This window comes from Rhodococcus sp. ARC_M5, from assembly GCF_022810405.1.
Lineage (GTDB): Bacteria > Actinomycetota > Actinomycetes > Mycobacteriales > Mycobacteriaceae > Rhodococcoides > Rhodococcoides navarretei.
On sequence record NZ_JALGQE010000009.1, the window covers coordinates 130,064 to 146,931 of the forward strand.

The 16,868-nt window shown below is 65.4% G+C and carries 14 protein-coding genes and 1 pseudogene; 3 read left to right on the forward strand and 12 right to left on the reverse strand.

Going from position 1 to position 16,868, the window contains the following annotated elements; translation table 11 throughout:
* Positions 1–36 precede the first annotated feature (36 nt).
* A complete protein-coding gene (locus MTX34_RS15795; protein ID WP_243610045.1) occupies positions 37–1,599 on the forward strand; it encodes an MFS transporter in 1,563 nt (520 codons plus the stop codon).
* Here MTX34_RS15795 and treZ read toward each other — a convergent pair.
* From treZ to MTX34_RS15825, 6 genes are all read right to left on the reverse strand, one after another.
* Positions 1,572–3,332, reverse strand: a complete 1,761-nt coding sequence (treZ, locus tag MTX34_RS15800) for a malto-oligosyltrehalose trehalohydrolase (protein WP_243609983.1) — start codon at positions 3,330–3,332, stop codon at positions 1,572–1,574. The two genes, MTX34_RS15795 and treZ, sit on opposite strands and share 28 nt — an antisense overlap.
* On the reverse strand, positions 3,329–5,704 hold the full coding sequence (gene treY / locus MTX34_RS15805; protein WP_243609984.1) for a malto-oligosyltrehalose synthase: 2,376 nt from the start codon (positions 5,702–5,704) through the stop codon (positions 3,329–3,331). The genes treZ and treY overlap by 4 nt, the downstream gene beginning before the upstream one ends.
* Before the next feature lie 3 nt (positions 5,705–5,707).
* Positions 5,708–8,005, reverse strand: a complete 2,298-nt coding sequence (glgX, locus tag MTX34_RS15810; RefSeq protein ID WP_243609985.1) for a glycogen debranching protein GlgX — start codon at positions 8,003–8,005, stop codon at positions 5,708–5,710.
* A gap of 56 nt (positions 8,006–8,061) precedes the next feature.
* Entirely contained in the window at positions 8,062–10,209 is a 2,148-nt protein-coding gene (locus MTX34_RS15815; protein WP_243609986.1) for an acyltransferase family protein, read from the reverse strand.
* A 186-nt stretch (positions 10,210–10,395) separates the two neighbouring features.
* Positions 10,396–11,085 (reverse strand): hypothetical protein, encoded by a 690-nt coding sequence (locus MTX34_RS15820; RefSeq protein WP_243609987.1) that lies wholly within the window; start codon positions 11,083–11,085, stop codon positions 10,396–10,398.
* Complete coding sequence (locus tag MTX34_RS15825) at positions 11,082–11,873, reverse strand: MerR family transcriptional regulator (RefSeq protein ID WP_243609988.1); 792 nt, start codon at positions 11,871–11,873, stop codon at positions 11,082–11,084. The genes MTX34_RS15820 and MTX34_RS15825 overlap by 4 nt, the downstream gene beginning before the upstream one ends.
* A gap of 146 nt (positions 11,874–12,019) precedes the next feature.
* Between MTX34_RS15825 and MTX34_RS15830 the strand changes: the two genes are divergently transcribed.
* A complete protein-coding gene (locus tag MTX34_RS15830) occupies positions 12,020–12,889 on the forward strand; it encodes a sensor domain-containing diguanylate cyclase (RefSeq protein WP_243609989.1) in 870 nt (289 codons plus the stop codon).
* A gap of 2 nt (positions 12,890–12,891) precedes the next feature.
* Here the strand turns inward: MTX34_RS15830 and MTX34_RS15835 are convergent, their stop codons facing one another.
* A complete protein-coding gene (locus MTX34_RS15835; protein ID WP_243609990.1) occupies positions 12,892–13,488 on the reverse strand; it encodes a CHAP domain-containing protein in 597 nt (198 codons plus the stop codon).
* A gap of 48 nt (positions 13,489–13,536) precedes the next feature.
* Here MTX34_RS15835 and MTX34_RS15840 point away from each other — a divergent pair, with 48 nt between their 5' ends.
* Positions 13,537–14,313, forward strand: a complete 777-nt coding sequence (locus MTX34_RS15840) for an NAD-dependent deacylase (protein WP_308198538.1) — start codon at positions 13,537–13,539, stop codon at positions 14,311–14,313.
* Positions 14,314–14,356: 43 nt separating this feature from the next.
* Here MTX34_RS15840 and MTX34_RS15845 read toward each other — a convergent pair whose 3' ends face one another.
* From MTX34_RS15845 to MTX34_RS15865, 5 genes and pseudogenes are all read right to left on the reverse strand, one after another.
* A complete protein-coding gene (locus MTX34_RS15845; protein ID WP_243609991.1) occupies positions 14,357–14,743 on the reverse strand; it encodes a hypothetical protein in 387 nt (128 codons plus the stop codon).
* Entirely contained in the window at positions 14,638–15,417 is a 780-nt protein-coding gene (locus MTX34_RS15850) for a hypothetical protein (protein WP_243609992.1), read from the reverse strand. The genes MTX34_RS15845 and MTX34_RS15850 overlap by 106 nt, the downstream gene beginning before the upstream one ends.
* Positions 15,414–15,758: a hypothetical protein gene (locus MTX34_RS15855; RefSeq protein WP_243610057.1), complete on the reverse strand. Its 345-nt coding sequence runs from the start codon at positions 15,756–15,758 to the stop codon at positions 15,414–15,416. Before MTX34_RS15855 ends, MTX34_RS15850 begins: the two co-directional genes overlap by 4 nt.
* 100 nt (positions 15,759–15,858) lie before the next feature.
* Positions 15,859–16,272 (reverse strand): annotated as a pseudogene (locus MTX34_RS15860) (ATP-binding cassette domain-containing protein); the annotation flags it as partial.
* Complete coding sequence (locus MTX34_RS15865) at positions 16,269–16,670, reverse strand: GntR family transcriptional regulator (protein ID WP_243610047.1); 402 nt, start codon at positions 16,668–16,670, stop codon at positions 16,269–16,271. The gene MTX34_RS15865 and the pseudogene MTX34_RS15860, both read right to left, overlap by 4 nt.
* Between the last annotated feature and the right edge of the window lie 198 nt (positions 16,671–16,868).

The following is a 16,868-nucleotide window of genomic DNA, read 5'->3' on the forward strand; positions in this document are numbered from 1 at the left end:
TCGGCCTTCGGGCAACCGAGCACGGGAACGTAGGAGATTTCAGTGAGTGACGTGCGCACCGGTTCGGTGCACGAGGTCGACGGTGCTCACGAGCATCGGGCCACCCCACGAGACTGGCTCGGGCTGGTGGTGCTGGCGTTCGCCGTGCTGTTGATCGCTGTCGACGGCACGGTACTCGACCTGGCCCTGCCGTTCATCAGCTCGGATCTGGCACCGACCAGTAACCAGCTGCTGTGGATCATCGATGTCTACTCGTTCGTCCTGGCCGGCTTGCTCATCACCATGGGCACGCTCGGCGACCGGATCGGACGCCGCCGCCTGCTGCTGATCGGAGCTGCAGGCTTCGGGATCGCCTCGCTCGTCGCTGCCGTCTCGTCCAGCGCCGAGATGCTGATCGCGGCCAGGGTGCTCCAGGGCATCTCCGGCGCAACGCTGATGCCCGCGACCTTGGGCCTCATTCGCACCATCTTCCTGAACCCACGCCAGCGCGTCGCCGCAATCGGCGTGTGGGGCGCAATGGCCGGTGGCGGTGCCGCGGCAGGGCCGCTCGTGGGCGGCTGGCTGCTCGAACACTTCTGGTGGGGGTCGGTGTTCCTCATCAACATCCCCGTGATGATCGCTCTGATCGCACTCGGTCCGCTGGTGATCCCCGAGTCCAAGGATCCGAACCCCGGCCGCTTCGACCTGACGAGCTCAGCGCTGTCGATGCTCGCCATCGTGCCGATGGTGTTCGCGGTGAAGGAGACCGCGGCACACGGATTCGACGTGGTCTACCTGCTGTCCGCCGTGATCGGCGTCATCGCCGGGTTCGTGTTCGTCCGGCGTCAGAGGACTCTGGCGGCCCCGATGATCGACCTGAGTCTGTTCGCCAACCGGGCGTTCTCCACGGGCGTGGCCACCAACTTCCTGTCGGTCTTCGCTCTCGCCGGGGTGTTGTTCTTCGGTTCGCAGTACTTACAGCTCGTGCTCGGTTACAGTCCGCTCGAGGCGGGACTGTTGCTACTGCCCGGCACGGCCGCCAGTATCGTCACCGCACTGCTCGTTGCGGTCCTGGTCCGGTACTTCAGCGCAGGAACGGTTCTCGGTACTGCGATGTTCGTCGCCGCCGCGGGCGCAGGGCTGCTGGTCGGATTGGCCACGGACAGTGGACCGGCCTTGTTCATCGCTGGATTCGTCCTCGTGGGAGCAGGCGTCGGTGTGGCGCTCACGCTGACCTCCGAGTTGGTCGTCAGCGCTGTCGAACCCGAACGGGCGGGAGCGGCCTCGGCCGTGTCGGAAACCGCCTACGAGCTGGGTATCGCGCTGGGTGTTGCCATCCTCGGCACCGTGGTCATGGCCATCTTCCGTCGCGGTATCGACGTCACGCAGCTGACCCCCGAGCTGGGAGCCAGGGCAGGCGAGACACTCGGCGGTGCGGATGCGGTGGCTCGAGAGGTGCCCGACTCGGTGGCGACGGTTCTGTTGGATTCCGCGCATGCCGCGTTCGTGTCGGGCATGCATGTCGCGGCCGTCGCCACCGCGGTGGTGTTGGCTATCACCGCCGTGTTCGTCCTGGTCAATCTACGCAGGCGTCAGGACTCCAGCACCACTACGGAGTGACCGGGAACCGTGGTGGCAGAGCCGGTTTCGTTCGAGGTCGTCGGCTCCCACTCGAGCAGTGCGGAGCCGCCGACCGGTACCGTCACCGCGGATTCGGACAGGTTGCACACCACGCTGATGCGGCCTCGGCGAACGACGATCCACTTCGCGTCCTCGTCGTACTCCACCTTCACGTGGTCGAGCCACGGATCGGTCAGTTCGGTCCGGTCGCGGCGCAGCCGCAACAGATCGCGGTAGACCGCCAACAGTCGCGCATGATCGCCGTCGCCCAGCTCCGACCAGTTCAGCTTCGACCGCGTGAACGTCTCGGGATCCTGCGGATCCGGGATATCGCTCTTGTCCCAACCGTGCTCGGCGAACTCCGCTTTGCGTCCCTCTGCGGTGGCCTTGCCCAGCTCGGGCTCGGGGTGCGAGGTGAAGAACTGGAACGGCGTCGACGCTCCCCATTCTTCGCCCATGAACAGCATCGGAGTGTAGGGCGAGGTCAGCACCAGCGCGGCCTTGATCGCGAGCTGGCCGGGGGAGAGATAGAAGCCCGGACGGTCGCCGATCGCGCGGTTTCCCACCTGGTCGTGCGTGGTCGTGTAGGTCACCAGAGAACTGGCCGGGATGCGCCTGGTGTCCAGTGGGCGACCGTGGATGCGACCGCGGAAACTCGAGTACGTTCCAGCGTGGAAGAACCCCTGCCTCAGCGTGTTCGCCAGCCCCCGCAGCGAACCGAAATCGCCGTAGTATCCCTGCCGCTCACCGGAGACCGCAGCATGAATCGCGTGGTGGATGTCGTCGTCCCACTGGGCGTCGAGTCCGTAGCCGCCGCCCGACCGAGCGGTGATCAGCATCGGATCGTTGAGGTCGCTCTCGGCGATCAGGGTCAGCGGCCGACCCAGATGAGCCGAGAGGCTTCGGGTTTCGATCGACAGCTGTTCGAGCAGATGCACCGCGGTGTGGTCGACGATCGCGTGCACCGCGTCGAGTCGTAACGCGTCGATGTGGAACTCGGAGAACCAGCGCAACGCGTTGTCGAGGGCGTAGCGCCGCACCTCGCCCGAGTCGGCCTCGGCGTAGTTGATCGCTTGGCCCCAGCTGTTGGCGCCCTCGGTCATGTACGGGCCGAAGCGGTCGAGATAGTTGCCGGAGGGGCCGAGGTGGTTGTAGACCACGTCCAGAACGACGCCGATGCCGCGGCCGTGGCACGCATCGACCAAGCGCTGCAACCCTTCCGGGCCACCGTACGTCTCCTGCACGGTGTACCAGAGAACGCCGTCGTAGCCCCAGTTGTGCACGCCGTTGAAACCGTTGACCGGCATGATCTCGATGAACGTCACACCCAGATCGACTAGATGATCGAGCTTGGCGATTGCCGCGTCGAACGTGCCCTCGTCGGTGAACGTGCCGATGTGAAGCTCGTAGATCGACGAGCCCGGCAATTGTCGGCCGGTCCACGCTGCGTCGGTCCACAGCGTGGAATCGACGTCGTGGACCTGGGACAGCTCGTGGACGCCGTCGGGCTGCCGCGGCGACCGTGGGTCGGGAAGCGCCTTGTCTGCGTCGTCGAGCAGGAAGCCGTATCGACTGGTCGGGGTGCAGTCCACGTCGGCATGCCACCAGCCGCTGGAGGAGCGCTGCATCGGATGCACCGTGTCGTCGAGCTGGAGGCGGACCGTCTCCGGGGTCGGTGCCCAGACTTCGAACCGACGAGTCGCCGCCGGTGTTGTCGCTGCTGTCGATGTCACTGTGTCACCGCTTCTTCGTTGTCGCGCACCAGAAGTGCGACCGGTAGTGAGGCGAACATCTCGGCCACGGACACGGTGCCGGTGTGTTCGACGTCGGTGATCCGATCGCGCCATCGGCCGTCGGGCAGGGTCACGGTTGTCTCGCCCCAGCCCTGTTCGGACACCGCGAGCGAAAACCTGGTGGCCAGCGCGATGACGTCGGAGTTGCCCGGCAGCGGGCCACGTGCGAATCCGACGAGGTGCTCGGCTGCGGATCCGTCCGCGACGATGGGGGTGTAGCTTCCGCCGACGAAACTTTCGGGTCGCTCGCGTCGCACGTGCAGTGCGGAGCGAACGACGGCGAGCTTGGCAGCACCCGTATCGACCGAGAGCGCAGCGGAGTTCGACGCGGCGAGCATCGATCGACGGACCGAGTAGTCGACGGGCCTTCTGTTGTCGGGGTCGACGAGCGAGTCCTCCCACAACTCGGTGCCCTGGTAGACATCGGGGATGCCGGGTCCGGCCAAATTCAACAGTTTCTGACCCAGTGCGTCGGAATGGCCGTGCGGAGCGAGCTTCTCGACCAGCATCGACATCGACCGCGCGACGGCGCCGTCGAAGATCGCGTCGAGCCAGCCGTGCACCGCGGACTCGAATTCCTCGTCCGGGTCGGTCCACGTCGTGCGAAGCGCTGCCTCGCGGATCGCCTTCTCCGCGTAGGCGTGGACGCGTTCACGCAACGAGGAGGTGACCACTCCGTCCGTCGGCCAGACTCCGAACAGGTTCTGCCACAGGAACATTCCAGTGGTGCCGTCGGGACTCGGGGCAATCTCTTCCCAGTCCGTGATGCAGCGGGCCCACAGTTCGGGAGTTTGCGACAGCACGCCGATGCGCGCCCGCACGTCCTCGCCGCGCTTGGTGTCGTGAGTCGACAGCGTCGTCATCGCCGCCGGCCAACGCTTGGCGCGGTCCGCATTGGTGAGATGGAAGAACGCTGTGCTGCAACCGAATCGGCTCGGATCGCCGCCCACCTCTTGCAGCGAGATGAGCCGGTTGGCGCGGTAGAACAAGCAGTCCTCGACGCCCTTGGCGGTGACGGCACCGCACACCTGATCGAATCGCACCGGTGATTCGGCACCGCCGATGAGAGCTGTCGTCAGCGCACCGAGGCCGGCTGCCAGTTCGGGCTGCTCCTCGCCGATCTCCGCAACCACGCCGGGCAGGACGCGGGCGAGCGGCGCGTAGTCGGTCCTGTACACGGGAACGGCCGCGACGACGGCGACGATCGCGTCGATGACGGACTCGAGATCGACGCTCGTGCCGGACTCGCGCACGACGGCACGCGCGAGGCGTCGTACCTCGGGGGACAGATCCCCGCGGGCGACACCGGTCTTGAGGTCGAGTTCCGTCTCGTGGAGTGTCTCGCTGTCGTAGGCGATGCCCGAGCGCACCTGGGACAACGCGGTGAGCGCGTGCACGCCCTCGGGGTCGACGAACACTCCGCCCACTGCGGCCAAGGCGTCGTATCCGGTCGTTCCGTCGACGGGGAGCGACTCGTCCAGCGGTTCGCCGTCGGCCAGGATCTTCTCGATGACCAGCCATCGGTCGGGGCCGAGCAGTCCGCGCAGTTCGGTGAGATAGCCGGCGGGGTCGGCCAGGCCGTCGGGATGGTCGACGCGAAGTCCGTCGATCAAGCCGTCCTCGATCCAACCGGCCACCTGGCGGTGGGAGTCGGTGAAGACGTCCAGGTCTTCCTGCCGAATTCCTGCCAGGCCGTTCACGGAGAAGAACCGTCGGTATCCGATCAGTCCGTCGGACCAGCTCACCAATCGGTAGGACTGACGGTCGTGCACGGCCTGCGCATCGTCACCATCGGTGCCGTCTGCGATGGGGAAGCGGTGCTCGTAGAACGCGAGCAGAGGCTGCTCCTCGGAGCGGTCGACGGTCAGCTCACCGACGTCGCTCGCGCTGCCGAGTACGGGGATCGCGATCTTGCCGTCGACGCCGTTGTCGGCTCCGAAGTCGATGTCGAAGTACGTCGCGTACTCGGAGTCACGACCGCGGCGTAGTACGTCCCACCACCACGCGTTCTGCCGCGGGTCCTCCACTCCGACGTGGTTGGGGACGATGTCGACGATGATCCCCATGCCCAGCTCTGCGGCACGAGAATGTAACTGCGTCAATGCTTCTCGGCCCCCCAGTGCGGCCGAGACCGTCGAGGTGTCGGTGACGTCGTACCCGTGCGTCGAGCCGTCCGTTGCCGTCAGGATGGGCGAGAGATACAGGTGCGTGACCCCGAGGTCGTGGAGGTAATCGACCACGTCGGTGGCGTCGGCCAGGGTGAAGGCATCGCCCCGCAGTTGTAACCGGTATGTGCTGGTGGGCAGCGGCATGTGTCAGGCAGTCTTTCGTAGAACGAGTAGGGAACGAGCGGTGACTTCGACCGGTGTACCCGCTTCGATCGTTTTCTCACTTGTCCCGGTTCGCGACGCGGTGTTCAGCGCCACCGTCCACTCCTTGGCGTAGCCCCCGTCCGGGGTCACGAACTCGAGGGTCTCGTGATGTGCGTTGAAGCACAGCAGGAACGAGTCGTCCACCACGCGCTCGCCGCGCTGATTCGGTTCCGGGATGCCGTCACCGTTGAGGAACACCGTGAGCGACTTACCGAATCCGCTGTCCCAGTCCTCGGGAGTCATTTCCTCGCCCGCGGGGGTGAGCCACGCGATGTCTCGTGCTTGCTCGCCGGTGCGGATGGGGCGGCCCTCGAAGAACCGTCGACGCCGGAAGACCGGATGTTCGGCGCGCAGCGCGATGGTGTTGCGAGTGAACTCGATCAGTTCCGCGTTGGTCTCGGCCAACGACCAGTCCATCCACGCCAGTTCGGAGTCCTGGCAGTAGACGTTGTTGTTGCCCTGCTGTGTTCGTGCCATCTCGTCGCCGTGGGCGATCATCGGCGTGCCCTGGCTGAGGAGCAGCGTTGCCATGATGTTGCGGATCTGGCGGGCACGCAGATCGAGGATCTCCGGATCGTCGGTGGGTCCCTCGACGCCGCAGTTCCAGGATCGGTTGTGACTCTCGCCGTCGTTGTTGCCTTCACCGTTGGCCTCGTTGTGCTTGTCGTTGTACGACACGAGATCGTTGAGGGTGAATCCGTCGTGGGCAATGACGAAGTTGATGCTGGCTCCGGGGCGACGACCGTTCGACTCGTACAGATCCGAGGATCCGGTCAACCGCGACGCGAACTCGCCCAGCGTCGCGGGCTCACCACGCCAGTAGTCACGCACGGTGTCGCGGTACTTGCCGTTCCATTCCGTCCACAGCCCGGGGAAGTTGCCGACCTGGTAGCCGCCCTCACCGATGTCCCAGGGCTCGGCGATCAGCTTCACCTGGCTGACGACCGGATCCTGTTGAACCAGATCGAAGAATGCGCTGAGGCGATCGACATCGTGCAGTTCGCGAGCCAACGTGGATGCGAGGTCGAATCGGAACCCGTCGACGTGCATCTCGGTCACCCAGTAGCGCAACGAGTCCATGATCAGCTGCAGCGTGTGCGGATGTCGCGCGTTGAGGCTGTTGCCGGTACCGGTGTAGTCCATGTAGTGCTCGAGGTCGCCGTCGACGAGCCGGTAGTACGCCGCGTTGTCGATGCCGCGGAAGCTGATGGTCGGGCCCATGTGATTGCCCTCGGCGGTGTGGTTGTAGACCACGTCGAGTATCACCTCGATTCCCGCTGCGTGGAAAGCGCGAACCATGGCCTTGAACTCCGTGACCGCCGCGCCGGGGGACTGCAGTGAGGAGTATTCCGCGTGCGGGGCCAGGAAGCCGAACGTGTTGTAGCCCCAGTAGTTTCGCAGTCCCTTGTCCAGCAGGACCTGATCCTGCATGAACTGGTGCACCGGCATCAACTCGATGGCCGTGACCCCGAGGTGGTTGAGGTGGTCGATGATCACCGGATGTGCCAGGCCCGCGTAGGTGCCGCGCTCGGCCTCGGGGATCTCTGGATGGTTGATCGTCATCCCCTTGACGTGGGCCTCGTAGATCACCGTCTCGTGATACGGGCGCTTGGGGGCGCGATCGGCCTGCCAGTCGAAGAACGGATTGATCACGACGGTGGTCATCGTGTGACCGAGCGAATCATGCTGAGGGAAATCGTTGTTCGGCACGTCGTCGTGCGCGATGGGAGCTTCCTCGATGATCTCGTCGTCGGGATCGGCGAGATCGGTGGCGTCCTCGAACGGGGCATCGGTCTCGAGCGAGTCCGCCGGTTCCTCGTCGGTGGGGACCTCTGGCTCGGCCTCTGCCTCGGGAGCCGGCGCGTCCATGTTGTAGGAGAACAGCGATCGGTCGCCGTCGAAAGATCCCTCGAACGCCTTGCCGTACGGGTCCACGAGCAGCTTGCTCGGGTCGCAGCGATGCCCGGCTGCCGGATCCCAGGGGCCGTGAACGCGGTAGCCGTAGCGCTGACCCGGTACCACCGTGGGCAGATATGCGTGCCAGACGTAGCCGTCGGACTCTTCGAAACGAATGCGTGTCTCGGTGCCGTCCTCTGCGATCAGGCAGAGATCCACGGCCTCCGCGACCTCGGAAAACAGTGCGAAGTTGGTTCCTGCTCCGTCGTAGGTCGCGCCGAGCGGATAAGCGGATCCCGGCCATACTGCGATGGCAGGCGTGTCGTCGGAGGCTTCGTGCAGCATGGATCAACCCTACTGTGGCGGGTGGGCCCGGGCTTACCGAGCGCGAGCCGCTCGGCTCACGGTCCGGCCCACCAGCCGGTGGCCGTTCCGAGCTGCCGTCCCAGCTCGGAGGTCAGAGTTCGCACGTAGGTCGCGGTGAGATGATGCTCGTCACGGTAGATGAGCACGTTGCCTTGCTCGACGCGGCACACGGTGGTGTCGCAGACCGCATCGGACAGGTCGAGAGCGGAGAATCCGGGAAGCTGGAACGAGGCCGCGAGCGCCGGATTGACAGGGTCGAGTGCCTCGTCCCTCCATATGCCGCACGAGGTGGCATCGCCACCGTCGGCCAGGCAATCGATCGCCCGGTACGCCAGCCACGGAGTGTCCCGAACGCCCAGTATTCCGACACCGTCCGCAGCGAGTTGTCGCCAAACCTCGGTGTAGAAGGCGGGGGTGTAGTCGCCCGGGAACCCCTCCCGAGGTCGGGTGGCCGTGGTGAATACGTAGGCGGGTTTCATCGCCGCAACCTCGGCCAGCACGGTCTGCGTCCAGTCGAGGCAATCCGGGTATTCGTTGGCACCGAGCATCGGCATCGTGTCCACACTCAATGGACAACCCATTTTGAAGAACGTGACGACTTTGAACCCGTGCCTGCTCCCGAGCGGGTCGAGGGCCGACAACCAGTGTTCGGCGTGTGAGCCCCCCGCCAGCACAATGGTGCGGTTCGCGTCGAGGTCGCCGTACGTACACGAGATCGCATCGCGAGTTTCGAAATCGGCGATGCACCCTTCGAGAGTGCTGGCGGGGAGATCCTCGGGAGCCGAGTACAGCGGGGGACTGAGGGCGGTCGGCTCGGCGCGAATGCCGTCGGTCAGTTCGAGTGCCCCCGGGTGGGTCATCTCGTCGACCGATCCATCGGCCTGTACCTCGGTGATCGACCGGCTGATGAAGGCGTTCCATCCGATCGAACTCGCCGTGACGGCGATCGCGGCGAACACGGCGCAGGCGGTCACCGCGATACGTCCCGGGGTGAACGTCGTCGACTGCGTGGGTCTTTCGACCAGCCGGACAGTGAGGAACGCGAGTGCGATCGAGGCAACGACGATGCCGACGCCACCCGAGAGGTCGACCTGGGACCGACCGGTGGCCGAGAGGTAGAAGATCAGCAGCGGCCAATGCCACAGGTACAGCGGAAACGCGATCGATCCGAGCCAGGCGAAGAACCGATTGGAGAGCGTGGTCGCGACGGCGGTCTGTGAGCCGGCGACGATCAACGCGAGGGTGGCCAGCACCGGAATCAGGGCCAGGGGACCGGGAAAGGCAGCCACCCCGTCCACGAGAAATCCGCACGCCACGATGACCGCCATCCCGACACCGGCAAGGGCCCCGCGTGCCGTCGACCACGCTCGGGAGTCACGGGCCGACGGCTCGCCCGCCGGGTTGTTGCTCCGTGCGGCGAAGACGGCGGCAACGGCGGCTCCGAGCATGATCTCCCACAGTCGCGCCCCGGTGTCGTAGTAGTTCCACGCCTGGTGGCGTTGCACACCGTCCGCTGCGTACACGAAGGACAGCACAGCTATGAGCGCGAAGATCACCGCGAAGGTACGCGGCCGAAGACTTCGCGGTCCCTCCGGACGCGCGATGCGTCGGACCCAGGCGAGACCGAACACGACGGCAATGGCAAGCAGATAGAACTGGAACTGCACGGCCACCGACCACAGGTGCTGAACGGGACTCACCGAGGGGTCGGCCGCCAGGTAGTCGTTCGCTGTCGTCGCCAGCTGCCAGTTCACGTAGTAGAAGACACCGGACACCAACTGATCGCCCAGATCGGCCCATCGGGTGCGTGGGAGCAGGAATACCGATGCGACGCCCACTGCCAGCAGGGTGATCAGCAGGGGCGGCCCGAGTCTGCGCAGCACCCGGGTGATGCGAGTGATCGGGTTCAGGCTCGCGCCGGACTCGGCCGATCGCAGCAGGGATGCGGTGAAGAAGAAGCCGGACAGGGTGAGGAACACATCGACGCCGCCCGACACCCGACCCATCCAGATGTGGAAGACGACAACGAGGGCGATGGCGACGCCGCGCAGGCCGTTGAGATCGTGTCGCTGGGGTGGTCGGCTACGCCCGTCCGGCGGCGCAGCGGTGTACCCCTGAACCGATCCCGGCGCCGACGTACCGGCGACCGACTCGGTGTCGGTGCTGCTCTGGGGTGCGTGCATGAAAGAGAGTTGACTTCCCGGCTGTGTATCGACCACTCGGTCGGGGGTCGTGGACGGTGGTACCCGATTCCGGTGAGAACGGGATTCAGGGGGAAACAATACGTGTACGCGGGGTGAAGTACCCCTCGGAGTCTGCTTTGCAGTGATATGCCCAGTTCGGAGACGGTTTCGAGCGCCCGGCCGCAGCTACACCCGGCCCATCCGGGCCGGATCCGGCATCACCGTGCCGGCCGTGCTTGTTCTGTCGTTCGCGGCCGGTGTGCTGCGTCGCCTCGAACCGGGTTCGGTGTCGGGGGTAGGCCGGGTGAGCGCTGCGACCAGTGCTGCGGGATCGTCCACGTGCAGGCAGAAGGTGTGGGCGTTGCCGTCCAGCCGCCATCGCTGCAGTGGTGCCGGAACGGTAACCGTTGTAGCGCAGGATAATTGGACGTCGACGGTGGTACCGTCCTGATTCGGCAGCACGAGTCGGCCGCCGTCGAGAGTCGGTGAGACGACGCCGTACCGGCGGTGAATTCGGGCGGAGGTGATGGCCGATCGGTCCACCGTTGCGACGACCTTCCCCGAGGTTCGCAGCGTGAGCGTCGTCGGCGAGAGGACGTGCGGATGGACGTGGGCCAGCGCGACCGACGATGTGAGCGCCACCAGTGACGCCACCGACAGGGCCGCAACCACTGCGCTGATCCATGGCACCGGAATCAGCAGATGCAGCACGACCATCTCGATGACGGTGACGACGCCGAACATCACGGGCATCGCGCGAGTCCCGCGGACCGCTGTGAACATCACCGAGTCTGCGCCGATCGGCGCGTGTCGTCCCCGCGCCCACAGCAGCAGAGCGTGGCATCTCCCGACCTGGACCGGGGTGTCGACCGTCATCGAGTATCACCCGATCGGCTCGATTCGGTGGTCCGTAGCCGTGCGGTGGCACGGATGATCACTGCGCGCTGAGCGGGATCGGGCACGATGTCGTCGATACCGAACGGGCCGGAGCTCTCGGCATTCTGTCCTGCTGTGCCGAGGGACTCGACATCGAGCAACGACGTCAATTCTGCTGCGAGCGAGTCGATGTCACGTTCGGCAACGCCCGGGTCTCGACCTTCGAGCGCGCTGAATCTGCGCAGGATGCCCAGGTAGTTCTGCCGGCTGCCGGGATCGGCCAGCGTCGCTGTCATCGTCTCGAAGAACGACGTGGGGACGGTGCCCGAGATCGCCATCACCTCGAGCAGGTCACGCTCGCGGAGCAGTGTTTCTCGGTCGGTGTCGTCGGCGGCGTCGATCACAGCGGCCAGCGTGTCCGCCGCACCGCGCGGTAGGGCCGTCAGTGCACGATGCTCGACGGCGTCGTCGAGCAGGGCCGACAGTCGGGCATGCTTGTGCGCCAACGCTTTCTGCTCCGACTCGATTCCGGCCAGCAGTGCTCGCAGATCGGCGACCACGTCGCTGTCGTCCGTCGGGGACCGGTCGAGGGCGGCCGCTATCGCGCCGAGCGGCATTCCGGAGTCGGCGAGCCACCGGATTCTCATCAGTCGAATCACGTCGTCGATCGTGTACTCGCGATAGCCGTTGGACAATCGGCGTGGCTCATCCAGCAGGCCGATCCGGTGGTAGTGACGCACGGTTCGACGTGTCGTTCCGGCGGCGTCGGCCAGAGATCCGATTCTCATGCGTTCAGTGTGAACCGTGACGCTGCGTCAAGGTCAAGACCGGCTGCCCGTGCTCGGCCGCACTCCGGTGCAAGGCGCCGCGTATTCTCGGTGGTGCGTGCGAGCCGACGTGGCTCGTACTGTTCGAGGAAGAGACCTGGCTGAAGATGGTCGACACCGATCGTTGGTATCGGGAGATGTTCGAGGCCAGCACAGTCGGATTGGCGCTTGCCGACGAGAATGGACTGTTGGTTCTCGCGAACGAGGCGTACGCAGCCGTTGTCGGTTGTCCACGTCATCTGTTGCCCGGCCGGTCCTCCCGTGAATTCACCCACCCCGACGATCTGGCGCAGCACGCCGCCATGGAACAGATCATGAACGACGCCAGGGCGCGTGGGGAAGCAGTCCACCTCGAGAAGCGTTACCTGCATCCGGACGGCACGGTCCGGTGGGGCTGGATCTCGGCCAGCGAGGTTCCCGGCCCCGGCGGCATTCGGTGGACGATGGCCGTCGTGCACGACGTCACCGACCGGCGGCGGGTCGAGGACGATCTCCGGCAGGCCGCGCAGACCGATGCTCTCACCGGGTTGCTCAACCGACGTGGATGGCGAGATCGGTTGCATCAGTTGACGACACCGCGAGGTGCCGATGTCGCGTTGGCTCTGGCGATGGTCGACTTCGATCGGTTCAAGTCGTACAACGACCAGTACGGACACGGACGCGGGGATCGGCTGTTGGTTCAGTTCTCTGCTGCTGCCGTGGGCCTGCTCGGCGGGCGCGCGTCCATCGCGCGGTGGGGCGGCGAGGAGTTCGCCCTCGTGATGCCCGGTGTGGGTTCGACGACCATGTCGGCCGTGCTGGCCGAGTTGTCGGCGGTCGTGCCCGACGGCCAGACCTTCTCCGCGGGCTACACGACACTGCGTGCGGGGGAGTCCGTCGACGACTGCTTCGACCGCGCGGACATGTTGCTCTACCGAGCCAAACGCGACGGTGGTGCACGTTCCTACGGCGACGTGGACGCGATCCCGAGGTCGTGACCTCAGCTCTGCAGACGACCGAATCCGACGACCCCGGAGTCGGAAGCGTAGTGCAGCGTGTGCACTCTGATCTTGCCTGCTTCGTTGCCGCCGACGGTGACGGCCTCGTCGCCGTCGACCGCCACGATCACGTTGGTGTGTTGGCCGGCCCAGCTGGTGTTGTCGTAGAGCACCACATCGCCCACCGACGGCGTGTAGTCGCCGACGGTCTCGAATCGTCCCTGCTCCTGGTAGTACTCCTGCAGGGTGTAGACGCCCGGTATGCGCCACGAACCCGAATGGGGGTTCGACAGCGGCATGTCCGCCTCCTTCATGATCCAACTGACGAAGTCGGCGCACCACGCTTCGTCGACGCCCTCGGCGTAGAACGTTCCCGGGCGTTGCTGCTCGTGTTCGGTGCGCAACAGTTCCACCACCCGTGCCTGACCGGCGGTCAGTCCACCGGTGTTCACCTCGGGAAAGGCCTCGGTGTCCCAGGGGAGGTATCGGCTGGGTGCCAGCCACAGAACACCGACGGCTACGACGATGACAACGGCCGTGCACGCCGCTACCCGCAGCGGCCACCGCCGACGCGTGCGCGAGGTGGTCTCGATGCTCATGCGACCCACGGTAGCGCGAGGTGGGACACCGCTCGGCACAATGGCCGGGTGACCACTTCCGAGAATCCGTCGCCCGTTGTCGTTCCGAAGCCCGTCGTGGACTCCGCGCGAGAGGCATCGCGGATAACCGTACTCACCGGCGCAGGCATGTCTGCCGAGTCGGGGATCGCGACGTTCAGGGACGCGCAGAGCGGGTTGTGGAAGGACTTCGACCCCAAGGATCTCGCCAGCCCCGAGGGGTGGCTGGCCGACAGCGATCTGGTCTGGGGCTGGTATCAGTGGCGAGCGGAATTGGTCCGACGCTCCGAGCCCAACGCCGGACACGTCGCACTTGCGCGGTGGCAGCAACAGGCTCACGTCGATATCGCTACCCAGAATGTCGACGACCTCCACGAGAGAGCCGGAGCCGAGGTTCTCGCGCACGTGCACGGCAGTCTGTTCGAGCCGTATTGCAGCGACTGTGGGACGCGCACCCACCTCGATACCTCCGGCTGCACCGAGACCGACTCAGAGCAGCGAATACCGCCGCCGGAGTGTTCGCTGTGCGGTGGGCTCGTTCGGCCGGGGGCGGTGTGGTTCGGCGAATCGCTTCCCGAGGACGCCTGGGCGGCGGCCGAGGCGTCCGTCCGCGAGGCCGACCTCGTTCTCGTCGTCGGCACGTCGGGAGTCGTCTATCCGTTCGCAGGACTGCCCGCGATCGCTCGCAGCGCCGGAGCCACCGTCGTCGAGATCAACCCGGTCGAGACCGAGATCTCCGACATGGCCGATCACCGGTGGCGCACCACGGCCGCAGTGGGATTGCCTGCGTTGGTTGCGCAACTGTGATCCTGGTGGCTACCCGTCGCTTCGCAGGGTGACGGACCTGCCATCACGGCCGCAGTCTCGTGACCAGGAGGAGTGACAGTCCGCCGAAGAGGCCGGCGATCGCCAACGACAGACCGGTCTCGATCGCCTGGAATCGCCAGAACAATCGATCCTCGTGGTACTTCGTCTCGAAGGCCTCGGCACCCTGTCCGCGGACGCATTCGAGGATCATTCGAGCGTCCTCCGCGAAACGGCGGTCGGAGTACTCCTCGAACTCTGCGATCGTCTCGAATTCGCTCATGTCCCGGTAGTTGTCGTACCGCGTGCACTGCTGCAGTTCGATGGCTACGGCATCACCGTGTCGATCGACGTAGTCCGACGAGACGTTCCACCGCGGATAGATCCTGATCGAATCCGCCGGTAGATAGAAGTCCGGGGTTCCGCCGAACATGGAGCCCACTTTCTGCTCCACCGTTGCCGCTCGACCTCGGGGCTCGCGTAATGCTCACGGATCTGCGTCGGCAGCAGCGCCAGGAACGCAGTGGACACGACGACGGTCGTGATCATTGCGGCGATCGTGTTCCTCATGGCCAACGCGCACGCTGCGCCGAGCATCAGTCCCACGGCCGTGTACGCGCCCGCTACGAACCCTGTTGCGCCGAAGGTGGGGAAGTCCAAGCGCGATTCGCCAGTACTCATGAAAGCGAACGACCCCGGAGAAGTCCGGTACTTCGCCCAGTACAGCGCACATCCGAGTAGGGCCACGGCGAGCATCGTCGGAACGAACACGACGAGCACGCGCACTCCGTACCACCGTCGTCGGCTCACCGACTGGGTCAGACCCAGCACATGGGAACGGCGTTCGAGGTCGCGAGAGAACACGGTGACCCCGACGAAGGCCCCGAGCACGACCGGTAGCGCGATCGTGAGAAGAACGGCCATGGTCTGCGCGGTCTCCGCCGTGCAGTAGTTGTCTCCGATCCCGAGGCACCCCTGGAGCACCGGAATCGGTGCCACACCACCGTCGAGCAGAGTGATGGCAATCGTGATGGCCGCCACCAGCAGTGGGGTCAGCACCCCGAACAGAATCGTTGTGCGGAACTGTCTCCACGTCACCCAGATCATGCCGCCACCGCCGCGTCGAGGTGGGCGAGCACGACGTCGTCCAGGGTGGCGGCTTCGGCGGTCCAGCCCGGTCGCGTTGTCTTCGGTCGGGTGCCATGGACAACGAATACCGCTGCGCTGGAGCCCGATACGTCGGAAACGATGGTTCCCTCGTCGACGGTGGGTTCGGCGTCGGTGCTACCGATGAGGAGGTAGTGCTCGGCCGTGATGGTGTCGAGTTCGCCGTCGAGTCGAATTCTGCCGTCGCGCAACAGGAGTAGTCGATCGGCGACGTCGACGAGTTCGGACAGCACATGCGAGGAGAGCACGATGGTGGTGCCGTTCTCTGCTGCGTCGCGCATCAGTGTTCGCCACGGCGCGTCGAGCGACCGGATCGAGGTCGGCGAGAGGCTCGTCGAGTAGAAGTACTTCCGGGCGTCGTCCCAATGCGAGTGCGAGGGCGACGCGGGTGCGGTGACCGGGAGAGAGCGATTTCACTTGGTCGGAGACAGAGATTCCGGCCGCATCGACGAGTTCCGCCGCATAGGAGTCGTCCCAGTGTGCGTTGGCGTTTCGACCGAATCGCAGCATGTCGGAGACGGTGAAGTGTGGGTACAGGGGCTTGTGCTGGGCGAGGTAGGACAGGCCGGAAGCAATCCCGCCTCGGCCCACGACTTCGCCGAGCACTCGGACGGTTCCGGCGTCCGGTGCAAGCAGTCCGACGGCCAACGACATCAGGGTCGACTTGCCTGCACCGTTGGACCCGACCAGCGCTGTGACGCTTCCTCTTTCGACGGCGAACGAGCATCGATCGAGTACGGTCCTGCGCCGGAACGACTTGACCACCTCGTCCATGGTGAGAACCGCGTCGGTCATGATTCGTCTCTTTCGGGTCGGTCGAATTGTGCGTCGAGAGTTGCGGTGACGATGGCCTCGAGGTCCGGTCTGTCCAGTCCTGCTGCGAGGCAATGGCGAATCCAGCGGTCGAGTTCGGCCTCGAGTGCCGATCGTTCGGCCATGCCGGGTTTCGCGAGCGAGGCGACCACGAAGGTTCCCGATCCGGTCCGTGGTTCCACCAGTCCTTCTCGTTCGAGTTCGCGGTAGGCCTCGAGCACGGTGTTCGGGTTGATGGCGAGTGCCGTGACCACGTCCTTCGCCGTCGGGAGCTTGTCGCCGACAGTGAGTGATCCGAGGCGTAATGCCTGTTTGGTCTGCAGTATCAGTTGGACATAGGTGGGAATGCCGGACTGACGATCGATGCGGTACGCGATCATCAAGACCCTTTCACTAGTTGATTAGTGGAAGACGGTGATGCGGACTCCTCGGTTTGTCCAGACTCCGCGGTCGGTCGGTGGTCTCGGAGCTGCAGGGTGGGCACGTGTCGAGCGACTGGGGCGCGTTGTCCTCGACACCGTCCGAATTCGTCTCGATGTCCGACACAGCCCTGACGGGATTGGGTCCTACCGTTGTCG

Bases quoted from the DNA above. Each gene is read 5' to 3' on its own strand.
- MTX34_RS15825 (WP_243609988.1), bottom strand. From the start codon at position 11,873: ATGAGAATCGGATCTCTGGCCGACGCCGCCGGAACGACACGTCGAACC.
- MTX34_RS15830 (WP_243609989.1), top strand. From the start codon at position 12,020: ATGGTCGACACCGATCGTTGGTATCGGGAGATGTTCGAGGCCAGCACA.
- glgX (WP_243609985.1), bottom strand. From the start codon at position 8,005: ATGCTGCACGAAGCCTCCGACGACACGCCTGCCATCGCAGTATGGCCG.
- MTX34_RS15815 (WP_243609986.1), bottom strand. From the start codon at position 10,209: ATGCACGCACCCCAGAGCAGCACCGACACCGAGTCGGTCGCCGGTACG.
- MTX34_RS15835 (WP_243609990.1), bottom strand. From the start codon at position 13,488: ATGAGCATCGAGACCACCTCGCGCACGCGTCGGCGGTGGCCGCTGCGG.
- treY (WP_243609984.1), bottom strand. From the start codon at position 5,704: ATGCCGCTGCCCACCAGCACATACCGGTTACAACTGCGGGGCGATGCC.
- MTX34_RS15855 (WP_243610057.1), bottom strand. From the start codon at position 15,758: ATGCGCGACGCAGCAGAGAACGGCACCACCATCGTGCTCTCCTCGCAT.
- MTX34_RS15865 (WP_243610047.1), bottom strand. From the start codon at position 16,670: ATGATCGCGTACCGCATCGATCGTCAGTCCGGCATTCCCACCTATGTC.
- MTX34_RS15845 (WP_243609991.1), bottom strand. From the start codon at position 14,743: ATGTTCGGCGGAACCCCGGACTTCTATCTACCGGCGGATTCGATCAGG.
- MTX34_RS15820 (WP_243609987.1), bottom strand. From the start codon at position 11,085: ATGACGGTCGACACCCCGGTCCAGGTCGGGAGATGCCACGCTCTGCTG.
- MTX34_RS15850 (WP_243609992.1), bottom strand. From the start codon at position 15,417: ATGATCTGGGTGACGTGGAGACAGTTCCGCACAACGATTCTGTTCGGG.